Source organism: Phytobacter sp., from assembly GCF_059074235.1.
In genome coordinates this window covers 923,897-947,838 of the sequence record NZ_JCACPZ010000008.1, presented here as the reverse complement: position 1 = coordinate 947,838, position 23,942 = coordinate 923,897, and the positions used below count along the sequence as shown (strand labels likewise).

28 protein-coding genes are annotated in these 23,942 nt (G+C 56.0%); 1 reads left to right on the top strand and 27 read right to left on the bottom strand.

All coding sequences use genetic code 11. The annotated features are described in order from the left end of the window. The 9 genes from AC5JPW_RS22325 to AC5JPW_RS22285 all read right to left on the bottom strand — a co-directional run bounded on the left by AC5JPW_RS22325 (nucleotide 1) and on the right by AC5JPW_RS22285 (nucleotide 7,006). Nucleotides 1-531 (bottom strand): DUF3833 domain-containing protein, encoded by a 531-nt coding sequence (locus AC5JPW_RS22325; protein ID WP_494243260.1) that lies wholly within the window; start codon nucleotides 529-531, stop codon nucleotides 1-3. Continuing rightward, nucleotides 528-1,049 (bottom strand): hypothetical protein, encoded by a 522-nt coding sequence (locus tag AC5JPW_RS22320; RefSeq protein WP_494243259.1) that lies wholly within the window; start codon nucleotides 1,047-1,049, stop codon nucleotides 528-530. The genes AC5JPW_RS22325 and AC5JPW_RS22320 overlap by 4 nt, the downstream gene beginning before the upstream one ends. Then, a complete protein-coding gene (locus tag AC5JPW_RS22315) occupies nucleotides 1,046-1,531 on the bottom strand; it encodes a DUF2878 domain-containing protein (protein ID WP_494243258.1) in 486 nt (161 codons plus the stop codon). The genes AC5JPW_RS22320 and AC5JPW_RS22315 overlap by 4 nt, the downstream gene beginning before the upstream one ends. After that, a complete protein-coding gene (locus tag AC5JPW_RS22310) occupies nucleotides 1,528-2,748 on the bottom strand; it encodes a class I SAM-dependent methyltransferase (protein ID WP_494243257.1) in 1,221 nt (406 codons plus the stop codon). The genes AC5JPW_RS22315 and AC5JPW_RS22310 overlap by 4 nt, the downstream gene beginning before the upstream one ends. After that, nucleotides 2,745-3,467 (bottom strand): DUF1365 domain-containing protein, encoded by a 723-nt coding sequence (locus AC5JPW_RS22305; RefSeq protein ID WP_494243256.1) that lies wholly within the window; start codon nucleotides 3,465-3,467, stop codon nucleotides 2,745-2,747. Before AC5JPW_RS22305 ends, AC5JPW_RS22310 begins: the two co-directional genes overlap by 4 nt. Then, nucleotides 3,460-4,728: an NAD(P)/FAD-dependent oxidoreductase gene (locus tag AC5JPW_RS22300; protein ID WP_494243255.1), complete on the bottom strand. Its 1,269-nt coding sequence runs from the start codon at nucleotides 4,726-4,728 to the stop codon at nucleotides 3,460-3,462. Before AC5JPW_RS22300 ends, AC5JPW_RS22305 begins: the two co-directional genes overlap by 8 nt. Next, a complete protein-coding gene (locus AC5JPW_RS22295) occupies nucleotides 4,725-5,444 on the bottom strand; it encodes an SDR family NAD(P)-dependent oxidoreductase (protein ID WP_494243254.1) in 720 nt (239 codons plus the stop codon). Before AC5JPW_RS22295 ends, AC5JPW_RS22300 begins: the two co-directional genes overlap by 4 nt. After that, nucleotides 5,441-5,875 carry a nuclear transport factor 2 family protein gene (locus AC5JPW_RS22290; RefSeq protein ID WP_494243253.1) on the bottom strand — a complete coding sequence of 145 codons (435 nt, stop codon included), beginning with the start codon at nucleotides 5,873-5,875 and terminating at the stop codon, nucleotides 5,441-5,443. Before AC5JPW_RS22290 ends, AC5JPW_RS22295 begins: the two co-directional genes overlap by 4 nt. Before the next feature lie 402 nt (nucleotides 5,876-6,277). Further along, nucleotides 6,278-7,006 (bottom strand): MerR family transcriptional regulator, encoded by a 729-nt coding sequence (locus AC5JPW_RS22285; protein ID WP_494243252.1) that lies wholly within the window; start codon nucleotides 7,004-7,006, stop codon nucleotides 6,278-6,280. Between the two features lie 430 nt (nucleotides 7,007-7,436). On the opposite strand from AC5JPW_RS22285, the gene AC5JPW_RS22280 reads away from it, so the two are divergent. Beyond that, on the top strand, nucleotides 7,437-8,981 hold the full coding sequence (locus AC5JPW_RS22280; RefSeq protein ID WP_494243251.1) for a methyl-accepting chemotaxis protein: 1,545 nt from the start codon (nucleotides 7,437-7,439) through the stop codon (nucleotides 8,979-8,981). A 58-nt stretch (nucleotides 8,982-9,039) separates the two neighbouring features. On the opposite strand, the gene AC5JPW_RS22275 is transcribed toward AC5JPW_RS22280, so the two are convergent. From AC5JPW_RS22275 to AC5JPW_RS22190, 18 genes are all read right to left on the bottom strand, one after another. Then, nucleotides 9,040-9,576, bottom strand: coding sequence for a cysteine hydrolase family protein (locus AC5JPW_RS22275; RefSeq protein WP_494243250.1), 537 nt, complete (start codon nucleotides 9,574-9,576; stop codon nucleotides 9,040-9,042). A gap of 222 nt (nucleotides 9,577-9,798) precedes the next feature. After that, nucleotides 9,799-10,425 carry a 4'-phosphopantetheinyl transferase AcpT gene (acpT, locus tag AC5JPW_RS22270; RefSeq protein ID WP_494243249.1) on the bottom strand — a complete coding sequence of 209 codons (627 nt, stop codon included), beginning with the start codon at nucleotides 10,423-10,425 and terminating at the stop codon, nucleotides 9,799-9,801. Between the two features lie 2 nt (nucleotides 10,426-10,427). Beyond that, nucleotides 10,428-11,657 (bottom strand): beta-ketoacyl-ACP synthase, encoded by a 1,230-nt coding sequence (locus AC5JPW_RS22265; RefSeq protein ID WP_494243248.1) that lies wholly within the window; start codon nucleotides 11,655-11,657, stop codon nucleotides 10,428-10,430. Continuing rightward, complete coding sequence (locus AC5JPW_RS22260; protein ID WP_494243247.1) at nucleotides 11,654-12,385, bottom strand: 3-ketoacyl-ACP reductase FabG2; 732 nt, start codon at nucleotides 12,383-12,385, stop codon at nucleotides 11,654-11,656. The genes AC5JPW_RS22265 and AC5JPW_RS22260 overlap by 4 nt, the downstream gene beginning before the upstream one ends. Then, entirely contained in the window at nucleotides 12,382-12,858 is a 477-nt protein-coding gene (locus AC5JPW_RS22255) for a hotdog family protein (protein WP_494243246.1), read from the bottom strand. Before AC5JPW_RS22255 ends, AC5JPW_RS22260 begins: the two co-directional genes overlap by 4 nt. Next, nucleotides 12,855-14,024, bottom strand: a complete 1,170-nt coding sequence (locus AC5JPW_RS22250) for a beta-ketoacyl-[acyl-carrier-protein] synthase family protein (protein ID WP_494243245.1) — start codon at nucleotides 14,022-14,024, stop codon at nucleotides 12,855-12,857. Before AC5JPW_RS22250 ends, AC5JPW_RS22255 begins: the two co-directional genes overlap by 4 nt. 1 nt (nucleotide 14,025) lies before the next feature. After that, complete coding sequence (locus AC5JPW_RS22245) at nucleotides 14,026-14,613, bottom strand: DUF3261 domain-containing protein (RefSeq protein ID WP_494243244.1); 588 nt, start codon at nucleotides 14,611-14,613, stop codon at nucleotides 14,026-14,028. After that, nucleotides 14,610-16,931 (bottom strand): MMPL family transporter, encoded by a 2,322-nt coding sequence (locus AC5JPW_RS22240; protein ID WP_494243243.1) that lies wholly within the window; start codon nucleotides 16,929-16,931, stop codon nucleotides 14,610-14,612. Before AC5JPW_RS22240 ends, AC5JPW_RS22245 begins: the two co-directional genes overlap by 4 nt. Beyond that, on the bottom strand, nucleotides 16,900-17,505 hold the full coding sequence (locus AC5JPW_RS22235) for an outer membrane lipoprotein carrier protein LolA (protein ID WP_494243242.1): 606 nt from the start codon (nucleotides 17,503-17,505) through the stop codon (nucleotides 16,900-16,902). The genes AC5JPW_RS22240 and AC5JPW_RS22235 overlap by 32 nt, the downstream gene beginning before the upstream one ends. Beyond that, entirely contained in the window at nucleotides 17,502-17,924 is a 423-nt protein-coding gene (locus AC5JPW_RS22230) for an acyl-CoA thioesterase (protein WP_494243241.1), read from the bottom strand. The genes AC5JPW_RS22235 and AC5JPW_RS22230 overlap by 4 nt, the downstream gene beginning before the upstream one ends. A gap of 2 nt (nucleotides 17,925-17,926) precedes the next feature. Next, entirely contained in the window at nucleotides 17,927-19,618 is a 1,692-nt protein-coding gene (locus AC5JPW_RS22225) for a glycosyltransferase family 2 protein (protein ID WP_494243240.1), read from the bottom strand. Then, on the bottom strand, nucleotides 19,609-19,962 hold the full coding sequence (locus AC5JPW_RS22220) for an ApeI family dehydratase (RefSeq protein ID WP_494243239.1): 354 nt from the start codon (nucleotides 19,960-19,962) through the stop codon (nucleotides 19,609-19,611). Before AC5JPW_RS22220 ends, AC5JPW_RS22225 begins: the two co-directional genes overlap by 10 nt. Next, nucleotides 19,949-21,310 (bottom strand): AMP-binding protein, encoded by a 1,362-nt coding sequence (locus tag AC5JPW_RS22215; protein WP_494243238.1) that lies wholly within the window; start codon nucleotides 21,308-21,310, stop codon nucleotides 19,949-19,951. Before AC5JPW_RS22215 ends, AC5JPW_RS22220 begins: the two co-directional genes overlap by 14 nt. Further along, nucleotides 21,307-21,888, bottom strand: a complete 582-nt coding sequence (locus AC5JPW_RS22210; RefSeq protein ID WP_494243237.1) for a COG4648 family protein — start codon at nucleotides 21,886-21,888, stop codon at nucleotides 21,307-21,309. Before AC5JPW_RS22210 ends, AC5JPW_RS22215 begins: the two co-directional genes overlap by 4 nt. Before the next feature lie 6 nt (nucleotides 21,889-21,894). Next, a complete protein-coding gene (locus AC5JPW_RS22205; RefSeq protein WP_494243236.1) occupies nucleotides 21,895-22,146 on the bottom strand; it encodes an acyl carrier protein in 252 nt (83 codons plus the stop codon). A 13-nt stretch (nucleotides 22,147-22,159) separates the two neighbouring features. Next, nucleotides 22,160-22,417 (bottom strand): phosphopantetheine-binding protein, encoded by a 258-nt coding sequence (locus AC5JPW_RS22200; protein ID WP_494243923.1) that lies wholly within the window; start codon nucleotides 22,415-22,417, stop codon nucleotides 22,160-22,162. After that, nucleotides 22,398-23,213 carry a lysophospholipid acyltransferase family protein gene (locus AC5JPW_RS22195; protein ID WP_494243235.1) on the bottom strand — a complete coding sequence of 272 codons (816 nt, stop codon included), beginning with the start codon at nucleotides 23,211-23,213 and terminating at the stop codon, nucleotides 22,398-22,400. Before AC5JPW_RS22195 ends, AC5JPW_RS22200 begins: the two co-directional genes overlap by 20 nt. Beyond that, complete coding sequence (locus tag AC5JPW_RS22190; protein ID WP_494243234.1) at nucleotides 23,210-23,932, bottom strand: beta-ketoacyl synthase chain length factor; 723 nt, start codon at nucleotides 23,930-23,932, stop codon at nucleotides 23,210-23,212. Before AC5JPW_RS22190 ends, AC5JPW_RS22195 begins: the two co-directional genes overlap by 4 nt. Between the last annotated feature and the right edge of the window lie 10 nt (nucleotides 23,933-23,942).

Here is a 23,942-nt window from a genome sequence, read left to right as displayed (position 1 = left end):
CTATCTGTCCTTTTTGGTGAAGAACAGGGTGACCGTTGCTACGGTGACGCCCAGTTTCTTCATCTCCGTCTTGTTAAACAGATGTGTGCCATCTTGCAGATACATCCAGTCGTCAAAATCGAGTAGCCACGTTTTGCCGTCGGCTTTCACATTCATACTGTAGCGCCAGTTGAAGGCGTTACCGGCTGACTGGCCGCTGGCTGTTCCTTCGATGTCTCCTGCCGTGCCTTCATAGCGATCGTTCGCTGTGCGGCGGATGTGCCAGACGCGCTGTTGTTTCTCGCCATCGTCATAGACAAAATGCTCGTTTAAAGTCAGGGTATCGCCGAGCACTTCACCTTGTATCTCCACATGGAAGCGGCGAATCTGTTTGCCGCTACGGTCTTGCACCATGCCCCAGGCTTCCGATTTCCCCTCGAAATAACGGAAGATATCCAGCGCAGGCTGCTGCGTGCGGTAATCATTTATTTCAGCGCTACAGCCTATCAGCAGTATCATCAGTGCCAGGCCGAGTGTCAGAAGTCGTTTCATGGTTTCCCTCCGATCAGCTGTTGACGCAGTTCGGGATACTGCGTGTGGGGGTCAAGCCAAATTGCCAGAAAGCGTTCACTAAAGGCGGTTGATTGCGCTGTGCCAAGCGCAGTAAAAGCAACATTTGCCGCAGAAGACCGATACCAGAACTGCCCTTTACCTGCACGGACCACAAACGCAAGCTGGGTGCCTTCGTTCACGTTGGGCCAGAGCCTGGCGAGCATCTGTAACCAAGTTTCGCTCTGAGGCTCCTGTTGCAGAGTGCCCAGCGCCTGCCACTGTTCGCGCGTGGCGTCGACTAACTCCTCGCTTTCAATACTGCGCCTGTAGGTGATGACCAATGCACGATCCGTCGATGTACCGTGGTACTGGCCATCCGGTGTGTTCAGTTGTGAGCTGTAAACGGTGAAAGGTCCCCAGGTTAGCGTTGCGCTGCCCACTTTTTTCCAGGTGAGCCAGTCGGCGGCGCTGACGCTGCTGGTGACAAACAATAAAAGCAAAGCCGTTACGCGTGTCATTGCCGTCTCCCGGTAAAAATATGGAAAAAGAGCATCAGAACCAGCCAGCCCAGTGTCATCGAACTCATGACGATAAAGGTCGGCGCCAGGAAGGTGATAGCCCCCAGGTGTTCGCCAATGTAGTAAGCCATCGGTCCACCAGCCGCCGCCATGAAGACCAGCAGCCAGGAGGGGAGGTTGGTTTTTTCCGTCAGATGGTTCCAGACACAGGCAAACATCAGCCAGAGCGCCATCATCCAGAGTGGCAGGATGCTTTCGCCACTGAAACGCAGCAGCCCGGTCACTGCCCAGGTGGCATCCAGCGTGCTGCCTGCCAGCGCGAGCAGAATGGCGTAAATCCGACGGACAGGTTTAAGCAACAGACAAGCCAGCACCGCCAGACCAAGCCAGAGGAGTACCCCACGCTCACGAAACAGCACCACCAACGTCCAATAGATATCGAAGGCAATAGCCAGTAAAAAAACCTGCAGATGGCGTTTCATACCCGTACCGCAGTCAGTTGCACTACGCTGATGGTGCGTGCATTGAATCCGGCTTCGCAGTAGCCAAAGTAGTAAAGCCACATGCGGCGAAAGCGTTCGTCAAAACCCAGTCTGGAAATCTCCGGCCAGGCATGGAGGAAGCGCTGCCGCCAGTGTGCCAATGTGCGTGCATAGTCCGGCCCCATATCGAACAGATTACGCAGCACAAAATCGGTGTGGCGAGTCATGGTGTCGCTCATCACCGTGATGCTGGGCAGGAAGCCGCCAGGGAAGATATAGCGCTGGATGAAATCGACGCTCTTACTGTAGTCGGCGTAGCGCTGATCCTGAATGGTGATCGCCTGAATTGCCATCGTGCCGCCGGGGCGCAATCGAGCCTGGCAGGTACGGAAGAAGGTGGGCATCCAGGCTTTGCCCACGGCTTCGATCATCTCCACCGATACCAGTTTGTCGAACTCACCGGTTAAGTCCCGGTAATCGCAGAGCAGCACCTTAACCTTGTCCTGCAACCCGGCCTGGGCGACGCGTTCCTGGGCATAGTGGAACTGCTCGCGGGAGAGCGTGGTGGTGGTCACCCGGCAGCCGTAGTGGCGCGCGGCATATTCCGCCATCGCACCCCAGCCGGTACCGATCTCCAGCAGATGATCCTCAGGTTTCAGCGCAAGTTGCTCGCACAAGCGCTGCATTTTGGCGCGCTGAGCGCTGGCAAGATTCTGATCGTTTTCTTCAAACAAGGCGCTGGAATAGAGCAGATCGTTATCAAGAAAATGCTGGTAGAAGTCATTGCCCAGATCGTAATGCGCAGCGATATTTTTCCGCGCCTGCTGGCGATGGTTGCGACGAGTCCAGTGGCGAAGCCGCTGCAGAGGGCTACTCAACAGGCGAAAACCGTTCTCCAACCGGGCCAGCACCGGGCCATTCAGGGCCAGAATTTCCAGTAGCGTGGTGAGCTGGTGGGTCTCCCACTCGCCGTCCATCCAGGCTTCGGCGGCCGCGATACTGCCCCCGGTGAGCAAACGTCGGTAAACTGCCGGGGAGAGCACCCGTACCTCAGCGCACAGTGCAGCATTGGGATCGCCAAAATGGAACCGCTGAGTGCCTTCATGCAGCGTGAGTGAACCTCGGGTGAGTCCTGCCAGCAGCCGAAACAGCAACCAGCGTGCAAGGCGGGCGTTGCGGGGCAAATCGGGTTCGAGTGCGTAAACGGGATCGGTCATGAGCGTTCACTCCTGCTGGCGGGATGATTGTGGACAGGCACGCGTTTGAGCCACAGCCGTAGCGCCTGCCAGTAAATAGTCAGAACGGTTTTCAGAGTCATTAATGGAATACGCACCAGCAGCGCGTTAAGGGTACGTCGCGTCAGCGGCTGGTGAGAGAGTATCAGGGTGGCGTCGAACACTTTCGCCTGCTGGTGGTTTTCGATGTGCATGTGCAGGTTTTTACCGGGGCGGTTAAAGCGCCAGTGATAGACCATGTCCATCGGGTTAAACGGTGATACGTGAAAGGCTTTCTCTATTGGCCGGGTGTCCCGGGCATTGACCGCATAGTAATGGCGCTCGTTCCACGGCGTGTTACGTACCTCGGCGAGCACCCAGCGCAGTGCGTCTTCCGCATCAAAGCAGTAGTAAAAATTGACCGGGTTAAAGTGCAACCCCAGGTAACGCAGTTGCGTTAGCAGCATCACTCTGCCTGCCGGACGGTCCCCTGTCAGATTTTCCAGCTTGTTAAGCACGTTCTCTTTGAGCGGGCTACCGAGCGGGTAGTCCACATCATAAAACGATGCACCCGCAAAGCGATTGCGCCGGATACCGACCGTGGGCAGCAGTGCCAGCTCGTCGAGATCCAGCCACGCCATAAAGATGCGGTAGGTGAAATGGTGCTGGCGCGGTTGCCAGCGGCGGTGGCGTAACACGCCCTGATAGAGGCAGCTATTCACAATGGGGTGTCTCCCTGGTGGCGATGCCGTGTACTACGTCCAGCGCGCTGTGTACGCCATCTTCGTGAAAGCCGTTGTACCAGTAGGCACCACAAAACCAGCTGCGCTGCTTACCGTTGATCTCCGCCCGGCGCGATTGCGCACGTCCGCTTTTTGGGTTGAACAGCGGGTGTTCATAGACAAATCGCTGCCAGACGTAGCGTTCGTCGACGGGTTTATCCGGGTTGAGTGTTACGCAAAACAGCGGACTTTCTTTTGGTAGCCCCTGCAAAATGTTCATGTTGTAGGTGACGCAGGCGCTGGCATCATCCTGTTCACTCAACCGATAGTTCCAACTTGCCCAGGCTCTCTCCCTCACCGGGAGCCAGCGTTTGTCGCTATGCAGCACGACTTCATTTTTCTGCCAGCCGATATCGCCGAGGATTTCGGTTTCGGCACGACTCGGGTTATCCAGCATCGCCAGTGCCTGGCTGGAGTGACAGGCGAAAATGACTTCATCGAATGTATGAACGCCATCAGCGAAATACAGATTCACGCTTTGTACATGGCGTGTAACCCGATGTACCGGAGTGTTCAGACGCAGCATGAGGCGTGGCGACAGTTGTGCGAGCAGTGCCCGCACATATTCTCGCGAGCCGCCGGATACCACGTACCACTGCGGGCGTTGGGTGATATCCAGAAGGCCATGATTTTCGAAAAAACGCAGAAACAGGCTGAGTGGGAACTGGCGCATCTCCTGCAAGGATGACGACCAGATTGCCGCACCCATCGGTAGAATATAATGACGCGCAAAAAAGGCGCTAAACCGATGCTGTTGCAGGAAGTTGTCGAGGGTTTCGCCGTCAGGATTACGCTGATGCAGCGCCGCTTTTGCCAGCCGGTTGAAACGTACAATCTCTTTAAGGAGCCCCCAGAATTGTGGGTTAACCAGATTACGTCGCTGGGCAAACAGCGAGCCGAGCGAATGGCCGTTGTACTCCAGTCCGCTCGCCGGGTTATGTACCGAAAAGCTCATTTCTGTTTTCTGCCCGTGAATACCTAACTCGCTCAGAAGTCCCATAAAGCGCGGGTAAGTGCGGTCGTTATACACGATGAAACCAGTGTCGATGGTGTAAGTGCCGGAAGACGTGGCAACATCCACCGTTGCAGTGTGCCCACCCGCTTGTGGGGCGGCTTCAAAAAGCGTCACCTGGTGGTGTCCTGCCAGTCGCCAGGCGCAGGTGAGCCCAGCAATGCCACTGCCGATAATCGCTATTTTCACGATCGCACCATCCTGCGCAGCAGCGCACGTTGTAAAAACGAAGGCAACCCGGCAAGCAGGCGCAGCGTCAGACCAAAAGCGGTGGGAAAGGCTATCTCTGTTTTCTTTTTCGCAACGCCAGAACGAATCGCTTTCACCGCCTGCTCAACGGTCACTTTGCCTGGCATGGCGAAATCATTTTTGCGGGTCAGTGGAGTATCGACAAATCCAGGAAACACCACCGTCACATGGATACCTTTCGGTTCCCAGTCGAGACGCAGGCTACTGGCAAACCAGCTCAGTGCAGCTTTAGACGCGCCGTAGGCTTCGGCCCGTGGGAAGGGGAGCCAGTGCGCCATTGAACTCACCAGCACCACCCGGCTACCCGGTTGCAGCACGTTTTGCAGTGCCGCCAGGCAGTTGACCGGCCCGAGGAAATTGGTCTGCAGTACCCGCTCGACGAGCGCCGGGTCGATCACCCCATGATCCAGGTACTCGCAGGTCCCTGCGCAGAGCACGACAAGATCTGGGCGACTGCCTGCCAGCGCGTCAAGACAAGCATCAGCATCAGTCATATCGAACTGGCGTACGGAAATATGTGGGCTGTATTGCAGTAGTGCCTCCAGGCGAGCGGCATCCCTGCCGCAGGCGATGACGTGATGGCCGTCATCGGCCCAGGACTTTGCCAGCCCTTCGCCAATACCGGAGCTGGCACCCGTGATGAGGACAGTCATCATATGCTCACCCTCCGTTTAACACAGCGAATCGCCCAGCCCAACAGGGGCAGGTGTTCGTAAAGCATTTCGCCGGCATCGTAGTAATCCCGCTGGCGGACGATGATCCCGTCCTGTACTTCGACGGCGGAGCAGCCTGGCAATATCAGTGCTTCTCCACGGGCAATGCGTGGATGTGACCAGTGCATGGTCCAGCTCACCAGAAAACGTTCGTCGCTATTAAGTGGTGGATCGATGCTGAAGCGGCAATGACCGACGTTCTCCAGCAGGCGAGTGAAATAGCGATGAATAGCCAGCATGCCTTGATGCTCGCCAAAAGGATCGATGAGCACGGCATCAGCGTGGTAGAGCTGGGATAGCGTCGTCAGAGGCTGGCTATCCAACTCTGTATAAAAATCAACAAATTGGTCTATGACGGAACGTATCGTACTCATTGACATCACCCATGCTGCGAGAAGATCAGGATCAAATATGCTTATTTAAAACTTGCACAAACTTAAATATTTGTCCAAGTTTTTGCGATGTTTATTATTGTTATTCAATTAAATCAATTGGATGGGATTTGGTGGTTTTGTGTGGTTTTTTTGTGGAGGGATGGTGTGGTAGGTGGAGTTGGTGGAGTCGTTCCGTTCACCCTAAGTTCAGTACTTCTCTGGAATCTTATTACATGTGAACGTGTTAAGGAGGCTCCCCGCCGCCTCCTTAACACGTTCACGGGTGATCCTGCTTTAGAAGGGCAATGAACTTGAGGTGAACGGAACAACCCTCTGGCTTGACATACACCGTAAACGGAACAATTCATCAGGCTGATGCTTCTATGCCAATAGCTAAGAAACTCACAACGATACAACATCCAGCGACGTCACCAGTTCCCGCCATTTTTCAACCTGCTTCTTACGAACAACGGTCAACTTCCCGCTGGTCACCAGCAGCCAGTTTCGGTCGGGGAATATTTCAGGTGCCAGTGCCGCAGGCGATACCGGCAGCACATCAATACGATGCCCCTGGCCTGTCCGTTTCAGTGCTTCAAGCCACACTTCGCACGGGTCGGTCAGTTGCCAACCGCAAATAAGGTAATTGTCGCCAGGGGCACGTTTATCGCCTTCAAGGCAAAACGAGGTATAGGAAATGATAATGCCATCAAGCACTTCGCGTAGAGTCATCATTGCGGAAGTATTTGCAGATACCTGGCTTCTGAGTGGGCGAAGTACCTCCGTCACCAGCTCAGGTCTCGGGTATTCACGACCTGAATCATAAATCAGCTGGCGTAGAGACTCGATTTTTCCTTCTTTGAGTCGCTGGAGCATCGTCCCCTGTAGGGTGACCCAGTTATTGGTGCGTCGTGCACCCGGACGCTCCAGTAAGGGTTTGACCTGACTCACTGGCACGCCTTTCTTCACCCAGTCGATAATGCGCAGTGCCTGTTGCACATCGTCATCACTATAGAGGCGATGACCTCCATCTGTTCGCAGCGGTTTGAGCAAACCATAGCGGCGCTGCCATGCCCGAAGCGTGGTCGCGTTGATTCCGCATAGTGTGGCAAATTCGCCAATGGAGTAAGACATGCATGGCACCCGCAAAGAAAGATTCTTATTAATATACTACGAATATGGCACTGCTCAATGCGGGCATCTCAGGGGGAAGAGTCAGGTTCATGCTGAATTAATCGGGGGCCAGTATCGGTTACGGCGTGACTAAAAGTAAATTATTATTTAATGGGGGTTAATTTTTATTTAAGTGTGGTTAATATAATTTGCGATAAATAATAAAATTATTGCTAAGCAGACTTAGTATTATTTCCTATGACTAATAATGGTTTACTATTATAGACTACGGCCTAAGTAGGCTTAAAATATGTTTGTAAAGTATGCGTGCGTTCACAGTTGCTTCATTGTAATGCCATAATCCTATTAAGTTTTTTCTTTTTTTCGCGGAAAATAAACAGCAATTCTGGATATAAGTGAAATTTTCTCAAGACATATGGGAATATATTCTATGCGTGAAAATCATCCTGTCACACAGCACGAACTCGCTTTTGACAAAGGCGCAACGCTAATGTCTACCACAGATCCTGACAGTTATATTAATTACGCGAATGATGCTTTTATTGAGGTGTCTGGTTTTTCGTTAAGCGAGCTGGATGGGCAGCCGCATAATTTAGTTCGTCATCCAGATATGCCGCAGCAAGCCTTTGCTGATATGTGGTACACCCTGAAAAACGGGGAACCGTGGAGCGGTCTGGTGAAAAACCGCTGTAAAAATGGCGACCACTATTGGGTGCGTGCCAATGCGATCCCGATTATTCGCCAGGGGAGCGTGAAGGGATATATGTCGGTCCGCACCAAGCCGGATGCGGCCGAAGTTTCAGGAGCTGAAGCGCTCTACAGTCAGTTCCGTGACGGCAGCGCAAGAGGCAAGCGCCTCTATAAAGGATTGATCGTACGCACGGGATTGATGCGCTGGCGCTCAACGCTTGTGGCGATGCCGCTACGCTGGCGATTGCGCTCCGCATTTATTCTCCTCTTTTTGTTCAGCATTGCGGCTGGCGTGCTATGCCAGATGACGGCAGGGCAACTGGGCAGCTTCATGGGAGCGATGGCAGTACTGATGCTACTGACGATGTTATGGCTGGAGATGCAGATTGTGCGTCCGGTTGAGCACTTATGCCACCAGGCCTTGCAGGTTGCTACCGGAGAAACCCAGCAGGTGGAGCAGACGACACGTATCGATGAAGTGGGCGTCACCTTAAGAGCTATCAGCCAACTGGGCCTGATGTTCCGCTGGCTTATCAATGATGTCAGCAGTCAGGCGGTGAACGTGCTCAAGGCGACGGATGCTCTATGTCAGGGTAACGACAGCCTGAGTCGTCAGACGGATCAGGCTGCGGCAAACGTGCAGCAAACGGCCGCGACCATGAACCAACTGGCGGCTACCGTCAGGAGTAATACGCAGACGGCGGCCGAAGCGAATACTTTATCCCATTCAACCCGCGAGGCGGCAGAACGCGGTGGTAAGGTCATGAATAGTATGATCGACATGATGGGGGCTATTGGTGAAAGTTCCGGCCAGATAGCCAGCATTACCAGCATCATCGACAGTATCGCCTTTCAGACCAATATCCTCGCCCTGAATGCTGCAGTTGAAGCCGCACGTGCCGGAGAGCAGGGGAAAGGTTTCGCAGTGGTGGCTGGAGAAGTGCGTAATCTTGCTCAGCGTAGCGCCAGTGCGGCTAACGAAATCAAAGCACTGATTGAGTCCAGTGTGACGCAGGTTCGTTCCGGTAGCCAACTGGCGGATGATGCGGGTAAGACCATGCAGGAGATTGTAGGGCAGGTGAAAAACGTTACCACGCTGATTCAGCACATTAGCGAGGCTACGGCAGAGCAGGCGACGGCAATTAGCCAGATAAGCCTCGCGGTGGAAGAACTCGATAAAATCACCCATCAGAATGCCGATCGCGTTCAGGAGGGGGCAGATGCGTCAGGTCATCTGAATGAACAGGTGACTCGTCTGGCAGAGGCCATTTCGGTGTTTCGTTAACGTATCATCCACGGTCCCGCACCTGTGTGCGGGACGCTTAATTGAACGGTATTCCTCTCTAAAACAGGCACTCACCCGTAGACTGCAGTGAGGCAAATGGGCCGCTCAGCGTTCTGTTGTGGTGAGCAATAATCGCCTGCGCACTCAGAACAGGGGTGTCCATCGTCGTGTGGGCGTCAGCGATTAAAATCGGCTTAAAACCTAAATCTGCCGCCGCCCGGCAGGTGGTGTCGATGCAAAATTCTGTCTTCATCCCAACGATGACCAACTCCGCAATGTGGGCTTCACGTAACGCGTCTGCAAGCGGGGTTCCAACAAAGCAGTTCGGGCGCGTTTTGGCAAAAACGGTGTCTCTGCTTTCATCAATATGAAGATCCGCAAGCAACTGCGTTAGCGGGCTCCCGGGTTCAATGGGCGAACCTTTAGGGCCGGTATGCTGAACGGCGAATACGGGTGCGCTTGCCTTATGCGCTTTTTCGATTAACCGATTGATGTTCGCGAGCACTTGCGCCCCTTCATAAGGCGTATCCGGGCCATGAAACAGGCCCACCTGCATATCAATAATCAGTAATGCACGGCGTTGGGGATGGGGCATGGTCTCTCTCCTGTGGTGTTGCCCGTCAGGCCAGGAGATACATGTTAAACCCGGCCAGTCGTGGCGGGTTTGGGGGTAAATTTAGCGCACGTTACCCTCACAACCCGCATTCAGGGTCGTGGTCGTAGTGGTTTGAGTCAGGCGCGCGAAAAGATTCATTCACTGAAATTATAAAAGACAGCGTAGGGCGTCAACATAAATGTGATGCAGATGACGCGAGTGTCAGGCGCCGGAAAGCCGTTCGATCCTCACGGCCTTTTCCTTAGTGTACAAATGCAGGTCAGAGGCTGAGAACGTGTGCGGTGTGGATGTGCAGAGCGCCAGAACAGAGGTGTTATCGATCAGGAACTGGTGGGTGAAAGGGGCATTTGGCGCAAGGCTGTCGTGGGTTGCCATTGACCATACGCTTTGCCCGGCGAATTTCAACAGTGCCTCTTTGCGCGTCCAGATCTGCCAGAAGACAGTGAGCTGGTTTGCCTCTGTTGCCGACATAAGTTCTGCCTGCTCACCGCTGCTGAACATCGCCTGGGCAATCCGCAGCCAGTTTCGTCGGGGACGAAGGATTTCGATATCACACCCCACGTCCCCCTGGTCGCTGACCAGAACCGCAATATTATCGCCGCTATGGCTGATGTTAAACCACAGCGGGACGTCGCCCTGGAACGCGGGTTTACCGTTTTCGCCGTAAATAATCTCAGGCAGCGTGGCCAGGTTAAACGCCCGTAGGAGTAGCACCCGCCCGGCAATCCAGGAGGCTCGTCTGCCGTTTTCCGGGGCCAGCACGCGCAGTGATGCAGGAAGAATATCCTCATGAATAGCCGATATTTTTCCCAGCACCACGCGGTACATTATCAGGCCCAGCGCTTAATGATGATGGAAGTGTTGATACCGCCAAAGGCGAAGTTGTTGCTTTGCAGGAATTCACACTCGATGTGGCGTGCTTCACCCATGATGTAATCCAGTGCGCCACACTGCTCATCAGGCTGTGTCAGGTTCAGTGTCGGCGCAAACCAGCCTTCACGCATCATCTGCAGACTCATCCAGGCTTCAAGCGCACCGCAGGCACCCAGCGTGTGGCCGAAGTAGCTCTTGAGTGAAGAGATCGGCGCATTATCACCATAGATCGCCGCCGTTGCCTGACTTTCTGCGATGTCGCCCCGATCCGTTGCCGTACCATGTGCGGAGATATAGCCGATGTCACGTGGACTCAGCCCTGCCATTTTCAGCGATTGCTCCATACAAATTTGCATGGTTTCCCGCTGTGGCTGGGTGATATGAGCAGCGTCGCAGTTGGTGGCAAAGCCGATAATTTCACCATAGATGGTTGCACCGCGTGCTTTAGCATGCTCCAGCTCTTCAAGGACGAGCGTACCTGCACCTTCCCCGATCACCAGTCCGTCACGCTGCTGGTCAAACGGCGACGGAGTCGTTTTCGGCGCATCGTTGCGCTGGCTGGTGGCGAAGAGGGTGTCAAACACGGCAGCTTCTGACGGGCAAAGTTCTTCCGCGCCCCCCGCGACCATTACATCCTGATAACCATGACGAATCGCTTCCCACGCGTAGCCAATCGCCTGGCTGCCTGAGGTACAGGCGCTGGAGGTTGGGATAACTCGACCGCGCAGGCCGAAGAACAGCCCGGTGTTGACCGCCGTGGTGTGCGGCATCATCTGCACGTAAGTCGTACCGGTGATGTTGTTGGTGTGCTTTTCAGTCAGCATGGTGGCGAATTCGCTCACTGGCCCGGTGCTGCCGGTGGAGGAACCGTAAGCAATCCCTGTCTGACCGCTGGTGAGTACCGGATCGCCAATCAGCCCCGCCTGCTCCAGCGCCAGTTCAGAGGCGCGGGTGGAGAGCAGTGAAACCCGACCCATTGCGCGGATGCGCTTGCGGGTGTAGTGCTCTGGCAGCGTAAAGTCATCAATCGGCGCGCCCAGCAGGGTGTGCAGGCCGTCATAGACCTGCCATTCCGGCATGTGGCGCACGGCATTTTCGTAGCCCAGTAAGCGGCGGGAGACATCCTGCCAGTTTTCCCCAAAGGCGGTGACGCCGCCCATGCCCGTAATCACGACACGACGTGTCATAGCATTCCTCCGTTGATGGAGATGACCTGACGAGTCACATAACCCGCAATGTCAGACATTAAATAACTGGCAAGCCCGGCGACTTCGTCAGCCTGACCCATACGTTTCATGGGAATGATCGCCATTGCCTCTTTGAGGGCTGCTTCTTCCATCTCGATCATGCCGGTATCAATTAGCCCCGGCGCAATGCAGTTTACGGTGATTTTGCGTTTTGCCAGCTCAATCGCCAGCGCTTTCGTTGCGCCAATAATGCCCGCTTTAGCTGCACTGTAGTTGACCTGTCCACGGTTGCCCATCAGACCTGATACCGAAGAGAGGGTAATAATGCGCCCACCCTGACGAAGCCCAATCATTGGCATCAGACAGGGGTGAATGACGTTGTAAAAACTATCGAGATTGGTGTGAATGACGCTGTCCCAGTCGTCATCGCTCAGCGCCGGGAAAGCACCATCACGGGTAATCCCGGCGTTGTTTACCACGCCATACCAGGCGCCATAGGTTTCAATTTCGTGCTCGAGCACGCTGCGGCACTGTTCGCGGTTCCCGGCATCAAAACTCAGCAGACGACCCTGGCCACCTGCTTGTTCAATGGCGCTAAGCGTTTCATGCGCACCCGCTTCGTCACGGTGGTAATGCACACCAATGGTAAAGCCGTCAGCGGCAAGCTGGCAGGCGATGGCACGTCCAATGCCTTTACTGGCTCCGGTGACCAGAACGGAACGACTCATGATGCTGCTCCCTGATTAAAAAGCGAGGTTAACTCTTCGGTGGTTGGCTGGAAGGTGTTGACGCGACCTGATGCCACCGTCGTGTCGCCAGTGTGAATGGTGCACTCGAAACTGCCGAATCGGTCATCCTGCATCAGCAGTTTGACCTCAATATCCAGCACGCTCCCGGCAGGCAGATAGCCTGCAGCACACACCAGCTCACGTGCGCCAAGGATCATGCCCAGCGCAATGGTCTCCTGCCCGTTTTGACGGCGATGCCAACCTGACCAGACGCCGACGGTCTGCGCCATCAGCTCCATCGCGTACCAGCCAGGAAGATTGCCCTGAGCGTCCAGAAAGGGTTCGAGAACGCCGTCAGGACTGACCGCTACGCGGCAATGGGTGGTGGACTCCGTCACGCTGATAACCTCTTCAAGCAGAAGCATCGGTGCGTCATGGGGGAGATAATCCACCGGAAGTAAGTACTGACTCATGCTGTTCTCCCGAGCAGAATGCTGGCGTTATTGCCGCCAAAGGCGAAAGAGTTCGACAGGATTGTCGGGCGAGCCAGCGGCTGTGTCTGATGCAGAATACCGCAGGCGGGCAGCGTCGGATCAAAAGGTGAAGTACTAAAATCCTGCGCTGGCAGCGGCAGGTTTTGCTGCAAAATCAGCATGCTCAGTGCCGCTTCAGTAATGCCCGCCGCGCCCAGGGTATGGCCGGTCAGGTGCTTGGTCGAGCTACAGGGCACGCTGTCGCCAAAGATATCGTGCAGGACTTTGGCTTCAATCTGATCGTTAAGCGCGGTGGCCGTGCCGTGCAGGTTAATATACCCCACGTCTTTCGGGGCAAGCCCGGCTTCTGCCAGCGCCTGACGAATGGCACGAATCGCCCCTTCACCTTCCGGATGGGGAGCGGAAATGTGCCAGGCATCGCTGGATTCACCCACCCCCAGCAGTGCGATGGGCTGCGGATCGCGGGTTAACATCATCAGTGCGGCTCCCTCACCGATAGTGATGCCGCTGCGGTCACGGCCGAAGGGCTGGCACAGAGTCGGCGAGAGCGATTCAAGGCTGTGAAAACCGTTGATCGGCATGCGACTTAAGGTATCCGCACCGCCGACAATTGCCACGTCCGCAAGGCCTGCTTCAATCAGTCGACGCCCGCTGATGATGGCGCGGGCGCTGGATGAACAGGCGGTCGACAGGGTAAAGGCCGGGCCTTCAAGCATTAACCAGTTGCGAAGAAAACGGGAAGGATCGCCGAGTTCCTGTTGCGGATAGTGCCAGTCCGGGCTTGGCTGATTGTTCAGCGTCAAATCAACGTGGGTATCACCCTCATCAAGACCGGACGTGCTGGTGCCCAGCACGATGGCGACACGATCGCGACCGAACCGGGCGATGGCGTCGTCGACCTGTGGTTGAATCTGCGCCAGTGCTGCCAGCAGCAACTGATTGTTGCGACTGCGGTGTGCGGCAAACGTCTCTGGTATCTCCGGCAGGGGGGCATCCACGCCGCCCAGAATTGCGCCGTCGTGGTCACGCAGCCAGCCCTCACGCGGGCGCATCCCCGGCGAGACGCCCCGCACCAGGTTGGCGGCAATCTCGGTGGTGTCTTTGCCCAGCGCGTTAATCATGCCAACGGCAGAAATGTAGATCATCTCAGTCACCCAGATATTGAATGGTGATGTGGTACTTGAAGACGTGTTGCTCGATGCTGATGGGCTCACGTTTGCCTTTGCGTTGCAGATAGATGATTTCGGTCACCAGTTTGCCGCTGGCATTACGCAACTCACGCTTGTCCGCGATATCAGTCAGCGTCCAGCCTTTCGGCAACTGCGGCTGCCAGACGGCAATCGGCCAGTGGCTTAGCATTACGTCAGCCAGCACCTGGCTTGCCGGTGGCAATTGTGGAATGACAATCGACTGTTCGGTGCGCAGCCCTTGCTCATCATAGGTGGCGAGGAACAGGCGGATCCCCACCGAGGAGAGCCCGGCCAGCGTCACTTTCTTATCATCCGCATTGAGCATCACCAGCAGCGACTGGGTTTTGCCGCCGAATGAGCCGGTCAGCAACTGCTGCGAGCTAACGGCAGGGCTGATACCTGGTGCCGGTAGGGTGACCTGCGTACCCGGCTGCAGCCAGGCCTGAGGGCGACCCTCAGCATTCTGTTTTGTGGTAGTGCTGCACCCGGCTAACAGCAGCGCGGCGCAGAGGGCTGCCGCCTGCCAGAATGTCTGTTTCATCATCTCTTATCTCTTTTCTTATTGGGCATCGCCAGCGGCGAGAGCAGGTACGCGGCAAAAATTCCGCTCACCAGCACGATGCCGAAGCTGCTGATTGCCTGGGTTGAGCTGAAGACCAGCATACCCAGCGTCAGTAGCGTGGTGAGCATGGCGAGAGTAATCGCCAGCATCGACGTTAACGGCGTGCCACGCGGATTACTGAAAAACAGCGTGTAGTTAATGCCAATTCCCAGCACCAACACCAGCGCCAGCAGCGAGAACAGGTTGACCGGATGGCCGCTAAACGCCAGGGCGGCGAGACCACACCCGAGTGACAGCACCGACGGCACCAGGCTTATCAGCCCTTTGCGCCAGCCAAGACGGAACATCGCCCCGCAGGCAATCACCGCAAGAGCCACGCCCAGTAATCCGGTCAGCACGCCACGATAAAGGGAAAACAGTGAATCAAACGCCTGCTTGCGATCGACCCAGGCCACGCCGGGTTGAGCGTGTGCGAGGGCATCCAGCGCTGCGCTCTCTTTGACGCCATCGACAGGGATAAGCACCCCGCTTGCGCCATTGGGAAGCGTCAGCCACATCAGTCGCCAGCCTTCACTGGCCGGGCTTGCCAGCCACGTTTCCACATTGACGGGCATGTCACTGAGATCCGGGGTAACGGTCGCCAGCCCGGCATTCTGCAGTGCCTGGGTAATCACAGGTGTCGCCTTGTGCAACAGGTCAAGGTCGCTGCGCTGACGTGCAAGGGAATTCAGGGGGATCGTGCGATAGCTTTTGATTGCGCCGTCCTGACGGGCCTTATCCAGTTCTGGCGTGAAGGCTTCCATCCGCGTCAGCGTCTGTTCCGGCGAATCGCCATAGACCACGAACCATTTCTGATCGACGCTCTGTCCGGTCAGATGGGTGATGGCTTTTTCCTGCGCCAGGATAGCGGGAGGCAACGCCTGAAGCTGTGAAATATCGTCGTTGACGTGCAGTCGGGTTAACCCTGCCACGGAGAACAGGGCAAGCGCCACGGGCAGCCCGATGGAAAGCGCTTTGTTGCGCCGCCAGGCGGCGAGCCAGCGCAGTAACGAAACCATCATCGGTACCGGACGTACCGGCAGGCCACGGCACATCCACGGGTGCCAGAACAGGACGGTCAGACAGGAGGCACTCAGGCCGACAGCCGCAAAAATCGCCATCTGGCGGATGCCCGGGAAGGGAGCCAGCATCATGATCAGATACGCCGCGACGGTGGTCAGCAGCGCGAGCAGCAGGGCATTACGCACTTTCGCCAGACTTTGCCACGGTGAGGCATCCGCGCCGTGCACCATGCGTTCGGTCAGGTAATAGAGCGTGTAATCCGCCGAAATCCCGATGATGCTCATGCTCATCACCAGCGTCATCAGATGCAGCTCACCAAAGATGAGCAGCGTCACCACGGTGCCTGCCAGCGCGCCAATGGCAATGGAGATAAGGCAAAGCAGCAGCGGTTTGAGCGAACGGAAGGTCGCAACAATCAGCAAAATTACGCCGAGGATCGTGCCTACACCCAGCGTTGAGATATCCTGTTTTGCCTGCTGACTGGCGTAATCACTGTAGAACACGGTACCACGCGAAAGCAGACGCGCCTGCGGGAACTGCGCCTTCAGCGCCTGTTCCTCAGTGGCGAGGTGGGTGACAAGCTGGTGGGTTTGCTGCATATCAAACGCGTTGCCCGACAGCTCGCCGTGTAGCATATACCAGTAATTACCGTCGTCATCCTGAGCGACCAGCCAGCCGTCCATCAGTTTGAGGCGCTGGGCGTTCTGCGCCATCGCCAGCTGCGAACCACGCATCAGCATCAGCGGATCGTTATGCAACTCCTTCCCGCTCACGCCGGAAAAAGCAGAGTACATCTGCGAAAGGATCCACTGCGCCTGGGATTCACCGCCGTTTTGCAAACGCACGCGGGTTGCGCTGTCGATAAGCCCGTTACGGTGTTGCCAGAAAAATGCGCCCCAGGCCTGCTGACTTGCGGCGTCCATCGGCCCTTTCACCCCGGCGAGCGCCGGAGATGCCTTGAGCTGCGCATACCATTTTTGCGCGGCCTCAGGGTTTGCGGTTTTACCTGGACTCACCAGCCAGACGAGTTGCCTGTCCAGACGCTGCATAAAGCCGTCAGAGAGATCGGGCGGGATCGCACCCAGCGCCTGTTTCGGCAGCATCGCCAGCACGCTGCTGTTGAGCCTTGCCTGTGGCAGCATCACCAGCAACGCACCCAGCAGCACGAGGCAGAGCAGCCCCCAGAGCAAGGCAGGGCGGCGGGAATTAGTGGGCGGCAAAACGTTGGCGTTCGTCATCGGTCAGGGTCGCTGGCGTCAGTTGATGTTGAGACAGCGCAATATCGGTACGATCGCCCTGCTTATCGTTGAGCTGGATCGTCTCCAGATAGGTCTTCCCGGCGAGATCGATAGAGGCGAAGATCTTATCCAGCGGTGTGGTCACCGGCGTCAGACGCAGGGACCAGCGGCCTTCGCCTTTATCCTGAAAATCGAGACGGAAGTTCTGTTCCAGCACCTTACGGTCGGCCTGGAACAGGGCGCGAAGCAGGTGGTTAAACTGGAACATTTGCGGATTGTTCTCGGCGGTCACCACCTGCGGCGGCTGTCCGTTAACGATTTGCACCATGCGCGAGTCATCCAGCATCAGCATCATCGGGAACGGCGAGGTTTGATCCCACAGCAGCCCGGTGTCGCGGGCAATCAGCATCTTGCCCTGAGAGCGCAGCGGCTGCGGCAAATCTTTGATCGTACGGGTCTGGCTGAACTGAGCACGAACAACAGGCTGTTCGGTAAAACGCTGCTGGAGTTCATCCAGGGTCACGGCGCTCACCCAGGGGCTGAGCAGCAACGCAAGAAGTGGCCAGTACTTCATTGTTCAACCCCCATGCGCTCAAACAGAATGGCGGGGCTGACGAAGCAGAGTTCACGACTCTTCTCTTCTACCGCGACCTGAATGGTGTAACCGGTGGTGGTGCGCTTGCCGGTTTCGGCATCAAAAATCTCATAGCCGATACGCAGGCGGTTTTCGTACTCTTCCAGCCGTGCGCAGACGCGAAAACGCTGTTCGAAGGTCAGGACATCACGGTATTTCACCCGCGTGTCGACCACCGGCCAGACATAACCGGACTCTTTCATCTGGCGATAACCATAATCGAACTGGTTGAGCAGGGCTTCCCGCGCAATTTCAAAGTAGCGGAAATAGTTGCCGTGCCACACCACACCCATCATGTCCACGTCGTGGAAAGCGACCTTAAGTTCGACTTCGGCCGTAAAACGAGGATCGTTAAGCATCCTTACTCCTTATCGCTGGCGTCAGGAAGCCGCCAGAAATCAAAAAAGTTAAACCAGTCCAGCGGTGAGAGCAGGGCATAGTGCTCAAGCCGGGCGGCGTAGCGATCCACCGTTTGTTGCAGTGCTTGCTGGCGATCGGCGCGCGGCAACAGCAGAGGATCGGCAAAGGGTTCGCAGTGGATATGCAGTTTGTCTGACTGCTGCAGGGCAAAGATCAGTGCCACCGGGCAGCGCAGAATGGAGGCCAGAATAAATGGCCCTTGTGGGAAGGGGGCTGGTGTGCCCATAAACGGGCTCCAGATGACCCGCCAGTCATTACCGCGCTGCGGCGTGACGGCAATTCTGTCGCCCACAATCGCCACCCATTCGCCCTGATCGAGTTTCTCTTTGAGCAGCATGGCGGTATCGGGACCGATGTCGTTAACCGCAATAAGGTTCAGACCGGCCTGGGGGGCCATCTCCTGCATGATTTGCTTAAAGCGCTGGGCGTTATCACTGAACACCAGCGCATTAATCACTTTGCCCCCGGTGATGGAGGCCAGCGCCCGGCAGGCTTCGATATCGCCCAGATGGGAGGCCAGCAGCAGCTTGCCTCGTGGGGAGGCCACATCCAGCGCTTCCCAGGCTCCAGGGGCAAATACCACATCGCGCCCGAGCTGGAGTTGACCGCGCCAACTGGCGATTTTTGCCAGCATCGACTCGCCGAAACGCATGAAGTGTCGGAAGCTGTTAAGACGCGGCGGCACGGGCAACTGTTTTTGCACCAGTTGTTCACGCACGCGCGCTATCCAGTTTCTGGAGGCCTGACGCGCCCGGGTGGCGGTCAGCCAGTAGCCGCTGATCACCGGCCAGAGCAACAGTGAAAAGGCATCCCGCCCAAGCCAGCGCCAGACGGTGAGCATAATCCGCATGCCCAGCAGCCCTTTCACTTCCTGCTGCTTTGCCCAGTGCTGATGGCGACGGCGCATCAGCAGCGACGGAATGCGTGGCAGCATGCCAAAGAACAAGCGGGTATGCATGCGCGAGATGCGAATGTTGTCTTTAAGCGCATCGAAGTGGGAGATCCCATCGTCGGGGTAGGTCACCCGGGTGGGCACGAAATAGCTGGTATTGCCCTGCCAGTAGAGACGCACCATCACTTCGGTATCAAAGTCCATGCGCTGACCCAGCGTCCCACGCTTTGCCAGTTGCAGCGTCGGGGCAATGGGGTAGACGCGAAAGCCGCACATGCTGTCTTTCAACTGCAATGAAAGCGTTTCGATCCATACCCAGACGTGCGTCACCCAGCGTCCGTACAAACGGGAACGGGGGATGGAGTCATCATATATGGGTTGACCGGAGATCAGGGCGTCCGTGTGTTGCTTCGCCAGCGCCAGCAGGGAAGGAATATCTTCTATCGCATGCTGTCCGTCCGCATCGACCTGCACGGCATGGGTAAAACCAGCGTCCGCAGCGGCTTGCAGACCACGGATAACGGCAACACCTTTGCCCGCATTCTGTGGCAAACGCAGCAGGGTGACATTCTCGTGGTCAGCCACGAGGGCGTCGAGCGTCTGCCGGGTCGTAGCGTCACTGCCATCATCAACAATGATGCACGGCAACTGGAAAGGTGCGAGCCGTGCGAGGACCTGCGCCATCATTGCGCCGTGGTTGTAACACGGGATCACCACACAGGCGGCGAAGGTTAACGACATAACCGCACCTTGCCGCTGCTGGCGGTATGGCGTGTTTCTCCTTCATGACGTTGGTAGGAGAACGTCAGAACCTGGCGTTCTTCCTGCCAGGTGAGCGTCAGAGTAACTATGTTTTCAGGCAACAAGGGGGCCTGAAATTTCACGCTCTGGACGCTATGAAAGCGAAAACCGGGGGCCAGAAGTTCGGTGGCATAGTTGATTGCCCACTCAAGCTGCGCGACGCCAGGCAGCAGGGGCTGCGCGGCAAAATGCCCCTGGAACCAGTAGAGGTCATGGGGAAGGCCCAGATCGATTTCTAACTGACCTTGTGGTGTCTCACGGCGCTCAATTTCACGGGGTTTCATTGAATAACTCCTGTAATTGCGCATAGACACGCTTATTCATACTGTTAACCGGAATTTCGTTGATCACCCGCCAGAAGCGGGGAACCGCGACGGGCTCCAGCCATTGCGCCAGAGTGCGTCGCCAGGCCATCTCCATCGCTTTGCCATTGCCTTCGCGCCATGACTGAGAACAGGTTTCATTGAGCACGACTAATACGCCAATGCACTGACGTCCTGCCCGGGTAACCTGAAGGGCGGCGGCATCCCTAATCCCGTCCAGAGTCATCAGTCGTTGCTCTATTTCGTTCAGCGAGATGCGTTTTTCTTCTATTTTAACAACCCGACCACGGCGACCGTTCAGGTGGAAACGCCCGTCAGCGTCAAAATGTAGAATATCATCAAGCAACAGCCCTTCAGCGTCGGCTATCAATGGCGAGCGGGCACGAAACATCCCATTTTCTGCCGTAATTTTCACACACGGGAAAGGCAACCACGGCGTTTTTTCCTGCTCACGGTAGCGCCAGGCGAGAACCCCCGTTTCGGTGCTACCATAAATTTCATCCGGACTCAGATCAAACCAGGCTTGCGCGCTGCTGACATCTTCCCACGATAGCAGACCGCCAGCGGAGAGCACCATCTCGACCAGTGGTGGCGTGAGATTTGTGTCGAGCCGCTTGAGGAAAGCCGGGCTGCTGACGAAAAGGTAACGGTACGTATGGCTGAGTGCAGCAAGTTGCTCAGGGTAATAGAGCATGGCGGCATGTAGAGGCAGGCCGAGCGTCATAGGTAAAATGATGCGGAACGTTAGCCCGTACAAATGCTGAGGGACAACAGATGCGACCACACGACAGCCTGCCAGTCTGCCCGCAAAGCGTGTTGCCAGCCATTCGGCCTCTTTCTCAAGCACGGCGAGGGTTTTTACGACCTGCTTGGGTTTTCCGGTCGAACCGGACGTAAAAAGTTCGATAGCAGACGCTTCGGCAATGGTTGGTAGTGGCGCGGCGAGTGGCTCCGCGCTATTGCTTGATGCCACCACAATCTGCGTCCCTTGCCAGCCCAGCGCTTTGTCGCTCAGCACGCCGTGGAACAGCGCACGCTGCTCTTCCAGCTGCGAGAGTCGACAGTGACCGGGGATTACCGGCGTTTTACCTGCACTCAATGTCGCCAGCAGGGCAACAATAAAGAGGTAACTGTTCTCAAAACAGAGCGCCCAGCGTGCGGCGTCATAGCACTGGATCTGCCCGATAAGCAGGGCAACATCACGCCGTAAATGGGCCTGAGTCCAGAGATTATCACCCAGCCAGGCGATGGGCATATCGTCCGGACGGGAGGTGCTGAGCCACTCTCTTAAGGGGAGCGTTTGGGTCATGGTGTATCTCGTTTAATTACCTGGCGACGAACGAGCCATTCGCCTGCCATCAGCATGCCCATCAGCACATAGGCAATCATACCGTTCCAGAGCGTCCAGAGTGGCATATCCCCTCGCAGCGCGGTGAACAGTGCAACGCTACCGTTCATGATAAAGAAAACGCACCAAATCTGCGTAACGCGACGGGTGTAGCGGACACCTTGCGGGGGAAGGTCTGGATGCTGAAGACGGGCCAGTCTCTCGACCAGGGGCATGGTCGTGAACAGTGAACCGCCAAAGACGCAAAGCATAACCAGGTTAATGACTACCGGGTAAAACAGCAAAAGCTGGTGGCTTTTCAGCAGCGCGCTGGTGACACAAAGCGCAATGCCTGCCAGCGCGGCGCTTTGAATGACAAAGCGCATCGGGCCGGCGGTTTGTCGCGCCTGACGCACGCGAAAAACCAGCAGCAGTGCCATGAGCGGCAACAACCAGTGCAAGCTGTTAAAAGTGAGCCCGAACCAGACCAAAAAAGGCCAGGCCAGTAACAGGGCTCCGGCCACCACCTTAATGGCGGGTAGCGTTCTCGACGCCTGCACGGTGAATCAGTCTTCCTTCATCAGGCGTTCTACCGCCTCGACAACGTCCTGCACAGTGCGCACGGCTTTAAACTCTTCCGCTTTTATTTTTTTGCCGGTTTTCTTTTGTAAGTGGACGATCATGTCGACGGCGTCAATGCTGTCCAGTTCCAGGTCTTCGTACAGGCGGGCTTCCGGTTTGATGTCATCAGCATCGATTTCAAACAGTTTGACCAAAAGCGCGGACACTTCCTGGTAAATAGCGTGTTGTTCTGTCATAGCGGGCTCGTTATCAGGCGCGTTGAGAATGAATAAATGTGGCAAGGGTGGCTACCGAGAAGAAATGCTGACGCATCTCTTCGCTCTCGGCAGATAATACAATGCCATATTGGCTTTTTACCGCCAGACCCAGTTCCAGCGCATCAATGGAGTCCAGTCCCAGACCCTCACCGAATAACGCCGCATCTGTGTTGATATCGTCAGCCGTCAGCTCATCCAGATTTAACGTGTTGATGATCAGATTTTTAATTTCAAGGTATAGCGCTTGCATCATTAAGTCCTGGTAGAGTTGTTTCAACAGATTGTAATTGCTGCAAAAGATGGCGGTTAAGCTGCCTCGCGGCGAGCGCCGGCTCTTGTGTATTCTCGTTGTAGAAGCGATCGATACGAACGCGTTCGCCAACGGTAATGCTGAACAGCGGTTTGGAAGGCGGTGCGTCATACCATTTGCACGTTTTGCCGAGCATATATTCCGTGCAATGGATGGTGACAACCCGCAAGTCTTTCACGCAACGAACCGCAATATTGGCGGCACCACGTTGCAGTTTCATCTCTTCGCCGGGAAGGGTTCGAGTGCCTTCCGGGAAGATCAAAATCGTATCGCCTTGTTCAAGTCGTTGCTGGCTTTGGGGCAGCAGTGTCTCAGACTGGCTGTTGATCAGGTAATCGGCAGCGCGCACCACGCCGCTAAGGAAGGGGTTTTTTAGCAACGAGCTTTTCACCAGACAGTCGGTTTCTGGCATCACTGAGGCGATCATGACGTAATCGATCAGCGAGGGGTGATTGGCCACGACCAGGCAACCGCGCTCATTGCGCAGTAGCTCGGCATTATCTATACGGAAATCCAGTACGCCGACGGTTCTGACAACGGTGAGGAAAAAGCGGAAACTGAGCGAAATGCTGCGTCGGGCGATACGCCGCCGGGTACGCTTGTCACGAATAACCAGTGATAACAGGTTAAACCAGGTCAGCGACATCAGTACGCCACCGATGCCGAACAACGCAAAACACAGCCCCGTCATAGGAATGCGCCAGAGTCGGTTGAGTGAAGCCATCAGGCGTGTCATTGGCGACTCCATAACCACTGAACGCGTTCACCTGACACGGTGAACGTGGGGGTGTCGCTCAGGTAGTGCTGTAAGAATTGCAGGCTCTGTGGCAAAGCGGCTTCTTCTCCGTCACTTCCGCTTTGCGTTGTGCATTGCAGCGCATCACCGGCTTCAAAAACCATCGCCACGGCGAAGGCCCATGTCGGCATATTCTCAGGCAAGCGTGGGTGATAGAACGCCGGTAGAAGCCCGTCAAAATCCACCATCAGGATGCGCTTGTAACCGGCCTGCATCAGGCAAATGACTTCGCATAGCCCTTGCTGGAAGGTGTCCATACCAGCAGAGAGAGAAGAGGAGACCAGCGGCTGTTTTGCGGCAATAGTCAGATTGCCGACGGAAGAGTTGTGCACTGACATGGTGAAATCAGTGGGGGAAATGGCCTGATCGGTGGCCAGTGCGGAGAGAATACGGTAGTTGCGCTCCAGCTCACCGTGTCGGCTGGTGTAGAGCACCGCGTCAATTTCATGGCGGCGTAACATGGCCAGCCCGCACTCAACGGCCAGCTTACTGCCAGAGTTGAGACGTCGTGCGGTCATCATCGGCAGTTCAGTGAGTTTGCCCTGAGGTGCTGACGGATCGATAGCGTAGGGCTGACGTGACCATGCCTGCCACTGTGACGCGTCGCTTAACCCAGGCGCTCGCGCCTGCCAGTCAATCAGATTTAATGCAAATTTCATCAACGCCTGT

Coding starts and splice junctions, on each gene's coding strand:
- AC5JPW_RS22295 (WP_494243254.1), bottom strand. CDS start 5,444: ATGATGACTGTCCTCATCACGGGTGCCAGCTCCGGTATTGGCGAAGGG.
- AC5JPW_RS22260 (WP_494243247.1), bottom strand. CDS start 12,385: ATGAGTCGTTCCGTTCTGGTCACCGGAGCCAGTAAAGGCATTGGACGT.
- AC5JPW_RS22315 (WP_494243258.1), bottom strand. CDS start 1,531: ATGAAACGCCATCTGCAGGTTTTTTTACTGGCTATTGCCTTCGATATC.
- AC5JPW_RS22230 (WP_494243241.1), bottom strand. CDS start 17,924: ATGCTTAACGATCCTCGTTTTACGGCCGAAGTCGAACTTAAGGTCGCT.
- AC5JPW_RS22245 (WP_494243244.1), bottom strand. CDS start 14,613: ATGATGAAACAGACATTCTGGCAGGCGGCAGCCCTCTGCGCCGCGCTG.
- AC5JPW_RS22220 (WP_494243239.1), bottom strand. CDS start 19,962: ATGAAACCCCGTGAAATTGAGCGCCGTGAGACACCACAAGGTCAGTTA.
- AC5JPW_RS22320 (WP_494243259.1), bottom strand. CDS start 1,049: ATGACACGCGTAACGGCTTTGCTTTTATTGTTTGTCACCAGCAGCGTC.
- AC5JPW_RS22265 (WP_494243248.1), bottom strand. CDS start 11,657: ATGACACGTCGTGTCGTGATTACGGGCATGGGCGGCGTCACCGCCTTT.
- AC5JPW_RS22225 (WP_494243240.1), bottom strand. CDS start 19,618: ATGTCGTTAACCTTCGCCGCCTGTGTGGTGATCCCGTGTTACAACCAC.
- AC5JPW_RS22280 (WP_494243251.1), top strand. CDS start 7,437: ATGCGTGAAAATCATCCTGTCACACAGCACGAACTCGCTTTTGACAAA.
- AC5JPW_RS22205 (WP_494243236.1), bottom strand. CDS start 22,146: ATGACAGAACAACACGCTATTTACCAGGAAGTGTCCGCGCTTTTGGTC.
- AC5JPW_RS22275 (WP_494243250.1), bottom strand. CDS start 9,576: ATGCCCCATCCCCAACGCCGTGCATTACTGATTATTGATATGCAGGTG.
- AC5JPW_RS22255 (WP_494243246.1), bottom strand. CDS start 12,858: ATGAGTCAGTACTTACTTCCGGTGGATTATCTCCCCCATGACGCACCG.
- AC5JPW_RS22250 (WP_494243245.1), bottom strand. CDS start 14,024: ATGATCTACATTTCTGCCGTTGGCATGATTAACGCGCTGGGCAAAGAC.
- AC5JPW_RS22190 (WP_494243234.1), bottom strand. CDS start 23,932: ATGAAATTTGCATTAAATCTGATTGACTGGCAGGCGCGAGCGCCTGGG.
- AC5JPW_RS22240 (WP_494243243.1), bottom strand. CDS start 16,931: ATGACGAACGCCAACGTTTTGCCGCCCACTAATTCCCGCCGCCCTGCC.
- AC5JPW_RS22215 (WP_494243238.1), bottom strand. CDS start 21,310: ATGACCCAAACGCTCCCCTTAAGAGAGTGGCTCAGCACCTCCCGTCCG.
- AC5JPW_RS22310 (WP_494243257.1), bottom strand. CDS start 2,748: ATGACCGATCCCGTTTACGCACTCGAACCCGATTTGCCCCGCAACGCC.
- AC5JPW_RS22200 (WP_494243923.1), bottom strand. CDS start 22,417: ATGCAAGCGCTATACCTTGAAATTAAAAATCTGATCATCAACACGTTA.
- AC5JPW_RS22325 (WP_494243260.1), bottom strand. CDS start 531: ATGAAACGACTTCTGACACTCGGCCTGGCACTGATGATACTGCTGATA.
- AC5JPW_RS22290 (WP_494243253.1), bottom strand. CDS start 5,875: ATGAGTACGATACGTTCCGTCATAGACCAATTTGTTGATTTTTATACA.
- AC5JPW_RS22235 (WP_494243242.1), bottom strand. CDS start 17,505: ATGAAGTACTGGCCACTTCTTGCGTTGCTGCTCAGCCCCTGGGTGAGC.
- AC5JPW_RS22285 (WP_494243252.1), bottom strand. CDS start 7,006: ATGTCTTACTCCATTGGCGAATTTGCCACACTATGCGGAATCAACGCG.
- AC5JPW_RS22195 (WP_494243235.1), bottom strand. CDS start 23,213: ATGACACGCCTGATGGCTTCACTCAACCGACTCTGGCGCATTCCTATG.
- acpT (WP_494243249.1), bottom strand. CDS start 10,425: ATGTACCGCGTGGTGCTGGGAAAAATATCGGCTATTCATGAGGATATT.